Source organism: Rhodoplanes elegans, assembly GCF_016653355.1.
Lineage (GTDB): Bacteria > Pseudomonadota > Alphaproteobacteria > Rhizobiales > Xanthobacteraceae > Rhodoplanes > Rhodoplanes elegans.
Genome location: NZ_NHSK01000259.1, coordinates 1 through 6,837 on the forward strand (window position 1 = coordinate 1; position 6,837 = coordinate 6,837).

Annotated in this window: 5 protein-coding genes; 3 read left to right on the forward strand and 2 right to left on the reverse strand. The window is 71.5% G+C overall.

Annotated features, from left to right (window positions below):
- The first annotated feature begins 21 nt into the window (after positions 1-21).
- The gene (locus CCR97_RS27760) at positions 22-810 is read left to right on the forward strand and encodes an SDR family NAD(P)-dependent oxidoreductase (RefSeq protein WP_111359847.1); all 789 of its coding nucleotides are present in this window, start codon (positions 22-24) and stop codon (positions 808-810) included.
- Positions 811-934: 124 nt separating this feature from the next.
- Here CCR97_RS27760 and CCR97_RS27765 read toward each other — a convergent pair whose 3' ends face one another.
- Entirely contained in the window at positions 935-1,432 is a 498-nt protein-coding gene (locus CCR97_RS27765) for a ferritin-like domain-containing protein (protein WP_111360615.1), read from the reverse strand.
- A gap of 275 nt (positions 1,433-1,707) precedes the next feature.
- Between CCR97_RS27765 and CCR97_RS27770 the strand changes: the two genes are divergently transcribed.
- On the forward strand, positions 1,708-2,691 hold the full coding sequence (locus tag CCR97_RS27770) for a DUF2865 domain-containing protein (protein ID WP_201160082.1): 984 nt from the start codon (positions 1,708-1,710) through the stop codon (positions 2,689-2,691).
- 30 nt (positions 2,692-2,721) lie between these two features.
- Here the strand turns inward: CCR97_RS27770 and CCR97_RS27775 are convergent, their stop codons facing one another.
- On the reverse strand, positions 2,722-4,971 hold the full coding sequence (locus tag CCR97_RS27775) for a sensor histidine kinase (RefSeq protein WP_111359823.1): 2,250 nt from the start codon (positions 4,969-4,971) through the stop codon (positions 2,722-2,724).
- A 417-nt stretch (positions 4,972-5,388) separates the two neighbouring features.
- Between CCR97_RS27775 and CCR97_RS27780 the strand changes: the two genes are divergently transcribed.
- A partial coding sequence (locus CCR97_RS27780) for a hypothetical protein (RefSeq protein WP_201160083.1) occupies positions 5,389-6,837 on the forward strand: 1,449 nt, incomplete at its 3' end.

A 6,837-nucleotide genomic window follows, 5' to 3' on the forward strand; every position in this document is an offset into this window, starting at 1 on the left:
CCGATCCGACTGGAGCCCCCGATGCCGACCGCCCCCCGCCCTCTCGCCATGGTGACCGGTGCCTCGACCGGCATCGGCTTCGAGCTCGCCCGCGTCTGCGCCCGCAACGGCTACGACCTGATCGTCGCGGCCGACGAGCCGCGCATCCACAACGCGGCCGAGAATTTCCGCGAGCTCGGCGCTGGCGTCGAGGCGATCGAGGCCGATCTCGCGACCCGCGAGGGCGTCGACCGCCTCCATGCCGCGGCCGGCGGACGGCCGATCGACGCGCTGCTCGCCAATGCGGGTCGGGGCCTCGGCCACGGCTTCCTCGACCAGCCGTTCGAGGACGTCCGTCGGGTCATCGACACCAACGTGACCGGCACGATCGATCTGGTGCAGAAGGTCGCCCGCGACATGCGGGCGCGCGGGCGCGGCCGCATCATGCTGACCGGCTCGATCGCCGGCTTCATGCCGGGCACCTACCAGGCCGTCTACAACGGCACCAAGGCGTTCATCGACTCGTTCTCGTTCGCGCTGCGCAACGAGCTGAAGGACACCGGCGTCACCGTGACGTGCCTGATGCCCGGCCCGACCGACACCGAGTTCTTCGAGCGCGCCGGCATGATGGACACCAAGGTCGGCACCGCGCCGAAGGACGATCCCGCCATGGTGGCCGAGACCGGCTTCCAGGCGATGATGAAGGGCGAGGGCGACGTGGTCAGCGGCTGGAAGAACAAGCTCGCCACCATGCTCGCCACCGTCACGCCGTCCGGCACGCTCGCCGAGCAGCACCGCAAGATGGCCGAGCCGGGCTCCGGCCGGAGCTGATCACGTCATTCGGCCGGGATCGACGTGAAGACGCCCGGGGGTGCGGCTGCACGCCCGGGCGTCTTCACGTCTTATGATATGGGTCGCGGGATCATGGATCGTGATCAGGCTACCAGGGACCTGATCAGGCCGCGCTCGCCTCGCGCGCCAGATAGGCGAGCGTCACGTCTTTCACGTGGGCGTCGATCCACGCCGCCATCTCCTCCTCCTCCTTCAGCGACTGCGACAGCAGCGCCGAGGCGTCGACGCCGGCGCGCTCGGCGAGCGCCAGAAGCGACTTGTAGGCGGCGATCTCGTAGTGCTCGAAGGCGTTGTTGGCGAAGGTGTTCTTGAGGATCTCGTCGGCCGCCGGCATGTGGCCCATGGCGGCCATGTTGCCCATGAACGCCATGGTCGCGTCCTTGAGGGTCGAGGCGCTGGCGTCGCAGGCCTCGAGGCAGCGGTCGAGCCGGCCGATCTGGGCGCGGGTCTCCTCCAGATGCCGGCGCAGACGCGCCTGGACCTCGGGATAGGTGTCGGTGCGCTCGATCTGGCGCTCCATCAGTTCCTCGGCTTGGCGCTCCATCGCATGGGCGTTGCGCAGTCCTGTCACGAACAGGTCACGGGCGGTTTGCGGCGTCATCACGGTCTCCGAATGTCGAGGGGGTGAGCTGGGGGCGACCAGGGTGTGCCGCGCCCGGGGACCAACCTTCGCGGCAGCGGCGTGTTCCTCGGCGGCGTCCCGCCGCGACCGCGACGCACGCACTCATCGGCGCGACCGTCCGCGAACCGACATCGGACGAGGAACCGTCGGCCTGTGCTCCGGTTCTCGAAACGGCGGCCTCGCCGTGATTGCCGCCGCGTCCCGCGTCTTCGCGCCACCTCTCGCTGCATCCCAATCGTCGACGAGGCCGTCCGATGATCCGCATCCTGTTCGCCCTCTGCCTCGCGACGTTCTGCGGCATCGCCGTCTCGTCGCATGCCAACGACGCACTCGACTTCTGGCGACGCGAGTGGTCGGGGTGGGGCAGCGCGCCGCCGCGGCCGGCCTGGGGCGCGCCGTCCTGGGGAGCGCCATCCTGGGGAACACCGTTCGGGAGTCCATGGGGCGCCCCACAGAGCGAGCCGCGACGGCCGTCGATCACCATCACGCCGCGCTCGCGCGGCAGCGAGGCGCGCCGGTCGACGGGCGGCCGCGCCTGGTGCGTGCGGACCTGTGATGGCTACTACATCCCGCTCGACAGCGACCTCAGCGGCGCGGCGGCCGAGCGACGTTGCGACGCCCTCTGCCCAGGGACCGAGACGATGGTGTTCCGGGGCGGCGACGACGGTCCGGACGGCATCGCCGACGCGGTGTCGTCGCGCGGCAAGCGCTACGGCGCGTTGCCCACCGCCTTCGCGCACCGCACGTCGCTCACGCCCGGCTGCCGCTGCGGCGGCGGCGTGAAGGGCGCGCTGGCGCGGCTGCGCGAGGACGCGACGCTCGAACGCGGCGACATCGTCGTCACCGAGGCCGGCGTGCACGTCTTCACCGGACGCGGCCGCGCGCCGCACGACGCTTCGGACTTCACACCGCTGCGCGAGGCCGGACGTCTGCCGAAGGCGACGCGCCAGTATCTGAGCGAGATCGATCGGGCCTATGCGTATGCACCCGAGCGGCTGGCCGCGACGACGGACGCCGAGCCCGACCGCAAGGTCGAGTCGCGCCGGCAGAGCAAGGCCGAGCGCCGCGCCGAGCGCCGGGCGGAACGGCGCGCCGAGCGGGAGGCCCGGCGGGCGGCGGCGCGCGCCGCCGCATCCGGCGTGCCATCCGGGAGCGAGCCGACCGGCAGCTCCGATGCGCAGGCAACCGGGACTCCGACCGCCACGGTCCCGACCGTGCGCGTCGGCGGTCGCCCGTAAGGGTCGGCCGCATCTCCGCGGATGTCGGGTTCACTCCTCGCGCAGCAGCGGCAGCCAGAACTTGAAGACGGTGCCGCCGCCCGGGTTGGGCTCGGCGGAAATCCGCCCGTGATGGGCCTCGATGATGTTGCGGCACACCGACAGGCCGATGCCCATGCCCTGTGTCTTGGTGGAGACGAACGGCATGAACAGCCGGTCGGCGATCTCGGGAGCGAGGCCGCTGCCGGTGTCGGCGATGCTCAGCTCCATCCGGTCCCGCCCGGTGACGAGCCGGATCGCCAGCTCCTTGCGCTCGCTCGTCTCCATCGCCTCGACCGCGTTGCGCACGAGATTGAACACCACCTGCTGGATCTGCACCTTGTTGACGAGAATCTCGCCGGGCGCATCGACGTCGAGCCGGACCACCACGTCCTTGTGGCGTGCCGCCGCGAGCGCCAGCGTGCAGGACTCGCGCATCAGGCCGGCGGCGCTCACCACCCGCAGCTCGTTCTCGCCCTTGCGGACGAACTCGCGCAGCTGCCGGATGATCTCGCCGGCCCGCAGCGCCTGCTCGCTGGTCGATCGCAGGAGCTCGCCGAGCTTGTCGAGGCGCGCCTCGTCGAGCGCGCCGGCGCCGACCAGCTTCTGGCAGCCGCCGATATACACGGCGACGGCGGTGAGCGGCTGGTTCAGCTCGTGGGCGAGCGCCGCCGCCATCTGGCCCATGTCGGACACGCGTGACAGATGCAGGAGCTCGGCCTGCAACGTGCGGCGCTCCTCCTCGGCGCGGCGCTCCTGGTCGATGTCGACGATCATCTGCACGGCGCCGGAGATCTCGCCGCTCTCGCCGCGGAACGGCAGCGCCGCCACCCGGGTCCAGGTCGCCGGCTGTGTGTCGTCGCCGCGGAAGAACAGCTCGACGCCGGGCCAGACCGGATCGCCGCGCAGGGCCCGCGCGGACGGGAACGCCTCGGGCGGAATCCGCCGGCCGTTGGCGTCCCAGCCCTCCCACAGCTCCTGCCGCATCTCGTCGCGCGACGGCACCACCTGCGGCACGAAGCGCCGGTAGTTGCCGTTGCCGACGATGATCCGGCCGTCGCGGTCGACGAGAGCGACGCCGACCGGGAGCACGTCCAGGATGGCGGTGATGCGGCTCTCGTTCTCGCGCAGCGACCGCTCGCGCGCCGCGATCGTGCGGGCCGCGGTGTCGAGGGCGAACAGGGCGTGGTCGACCTCCGGCACGCCGGTGGTGCGGACATCGGGCGGCTCACCCCGCTCCAGCCGCACGACGCCGGCCTCCAGGGCGGCGATCGGCCCGGTGATCCGCCGCGCCGCGAAGCCGGCGAGCAGCATGCTCATCAGCGCCACGGCGGAGGTCAGCAACGCCGCCGTGAGCATGGTGCGACGGATAGGCGCCTCGAACCCGGCCTTTTCGGTCGCGACACCGACGGCCCACCCGAGTGACGACCGCGAGGTCGCCGTGATCAGCGGCCGCCCCTCGACGCTGATCACCTCGGCCATCCCGTCGACATGCATGATGGCACGCCAGCCCGGCGAGGCCGGCCGGCCGACCCAGCGCTCGTGATCGAGCGAGCGGGCGACGAAGTTTCCGTCGCGATCGATGATGGCGGCGATCCATCCCTGCGGCATCTGCCGGGTGTTGAGCAGCTCCCGGAACGTGTCGGCGAGCACCCCGATCACCAAATAGTAGGCCGGCCGGCCGTCGCGCAGCACCGGCACGCCGGCGCCGACCACCGGCCCGCCCGCGACCGGGCCCTTCACCACGTCGGTGATCACGACGCGCTTCTCGGCAAAAGCCAGGCGCGCGCCGGACATGACGCTCTCGGGGGCGCGCGGCAGCGGATCGCCCGGCGCCAAGAGCGTGTTCATCACCTGCTGCCCGTCCGGCGCGACGAGCGTCACCCAGGCGCCGGGGAGGCCGATCATGGCGCGCTCCGCCTCGCCCCGGAAGGCCGCGAGATCGTCGCTCTGGAGCGCCGGCGACTCGCCGAGCGCCTGCCCCACCGCGGCGTAGTTGCCGAGCTGCGCCTCGACGGCGCTGAGCACCGAATGGGCCGCGTAGAGGATCGCCTGGGTGTTGTTGTCGCGCTCGCGCTCGGCCAGCCGCCAGACGATGTCGACCGACAGCAGCACCATCGGGATCGCCGCCATCAGCACGATCAGCACGAGACGCTGTCGGATCGACAGGCCGGACGGAGCGAAGCCGCCGCCGACGGGCGCCGGCCCGGCCGCCGTGCCCGGGTGCGGAGACGACGCCCTCGGCGTCCATCCGATGTTCATGAAGGCTCCTCGAAAACGAACTCAATATAGAAAGACCAAAAATTCGAAGCTTCGGTAAAACCACGCAGATCTGCCATTGCGGGACTAGATGCCCAATAAAGCCCGACGCGCTGCGCGAAAGTTCAACACCGAACAAACACCACTTTACTGAAGCACCTTTGTTCCAGACGCTTCCGAGAGCGGGAGCGGCCCGACCAGACCGTTGCGACGATTCGCCCACGATTCTCGAAGCCACCGCGACGTCGCACTAGATCGCACGCAGAGCCGCCCCGCGTCGACCGGACGCACAGACGCCGCGCCTCAACCGGACCTTAACCCGAACTCACCATGGTAATGGCACCTTCGTCGCCGGCGGCGCGGCGGCGGTTCCCTGTCCGGCCTCGATCGCGGCCGCCGCCGAGCCTTGCGGGACCGACCTTGCGTGACATCATCCTCGCCACTGCCAAGGCGCTCGGCGATGCCGCCGGCGTGGCGGAGGAGACGTTTCTCGACACCGGGCGCCGGCTGGGCGACGCGGTCGGACTTCTCGAGCATCTCGTCGAGCGGTTCGGCAGCCTGCAGGGCGAGCTCGACGGCGACGCGTTCCGGCGCGCCACCGGCAGCCTGACGGCCGTCGCGTCGCGGGCCGCCGCCCTCGGCGGCGATCGTCGCGACGAGCACGCCGCGCTCGACGAGCTGATCGGCGTCACCAACCGGCTGCGCCGGCGCATCGACGAGATCGCGAAGGAGATCCGCACCATCGACGTGCTGACCATCAACGCCCGGATCACGGCGTCGGGAATCGGGTCGGCAGGGGCGGAGTTCCTCGACTATATCGGCGGCATCGGGCGCTCGCTCGCCGTCACCACCACGAACCTTCAGAACTTCCGCGCCGAGCTGGCCGAGGTCGCCGTCCATCTCGGCTCCGCCTCGAAAGGCGAGTCGGAGTTTTCGGCCCGCCACGCCGAGACGATCGCGCAGGTGCCGCGCCGGCTGGAGGCGAGCATCGCGCTGATCACCGATCGGTCGCGCTGCGCCGCCGGCGCCGCCGCCGAGGTGGGCATCCGGTCACGGCGGCTCGCCGACGGGGTCGGACGCGTCGTCATGGCTCTGCAATGCGGCGACGCCACCCGTCAGCGGATAGAGCACGTCGTCGCGACGGCCGATCTCCTGGCCAGGATCGCCGACATCGACCCTCGCAGCAGCGTCTTCGCCGACCTCGATCCCGAGGCACGGCGCGCCCTCGTCGGCCAGGGCTGTGCCCTGCAGGCGGCGCAGCTCGCCGACGCGGCCGACCAGCTCGCGGGTGAGATCGCCGCCGTTCATCGCTCGCTCGCCCGCCTCGGCGACGATGCCCGCGAGGTCGTCCGGCTCGGCCGCGACGTCTACGGCTCGACGAGCCGGGGCGACGAATCCTTCCTGAGCGAGCTCGAAGCGGACGTGTCGCGCACCCGCCTGCTGTTCGAGAGCGTCCGCAGCGCCCGCGACACCGCCGACGGCATCATGGCGGAGGTGCTGCGCATCGCCGAGCGGTTGGTCGGCCATATCGGCACGGTACGGGCGGTCGAGGCCGACATCCGCATCATGGGCGTCAACGCCACCCTCAAGAGCAGCCGGCTCGGCACCGTCGGGCGGCCGCTCGCCGTGGTCGCGGACGAACTCACCCGGTCGTCGGCCCGCACCGCGGCCGAAGCCGTGGCGGCCGGCACCGACGTGCGCACCATCGTCGACACGACCGAGGCGCTGGCGGGCGAGCGGCAGGCCGCGCGGCGCGCCGAGATCGCCGGCGTGATCGAGGACATCGGAGCCGCGATCGGCTGCCTGCACGGGGTCGCCACGACGCTGGCCGATGCGCTCGGCTCGCTCGGCCGCGACGGAACGAGCGTC

Coding starts and splice junctions, on each gene's coding strand:
- CCR97_RS27770 (WP_201160082.1), top strand. CDS start 1,708: ATGATCCGCATCCTGTTCGCCCTCTGCCTCGCGACGTTCTGCGGCATC.
- CCR97_RS27775 (WP_111359823.1), bottom strand. CDS start 4,971: ATGAACATCGGATGGACGCCGAGGGCGTCGTCTCCGCACCCGGGCACG.
- CCR97_RS27760 (WP_111359847.1), top strand. CDS start 22: ATGCCGACCGCCCCCCGCCCTCTCGCCATGGTGACCGGTGCCTCGACC.
- CCR97_RS27765 (WP_111360615.1), bottom strand. CDS start 1,432: ATGACGCCGCAAACCGCCCGTGACCTGTTCGTGACAGGACTGCGCAAC.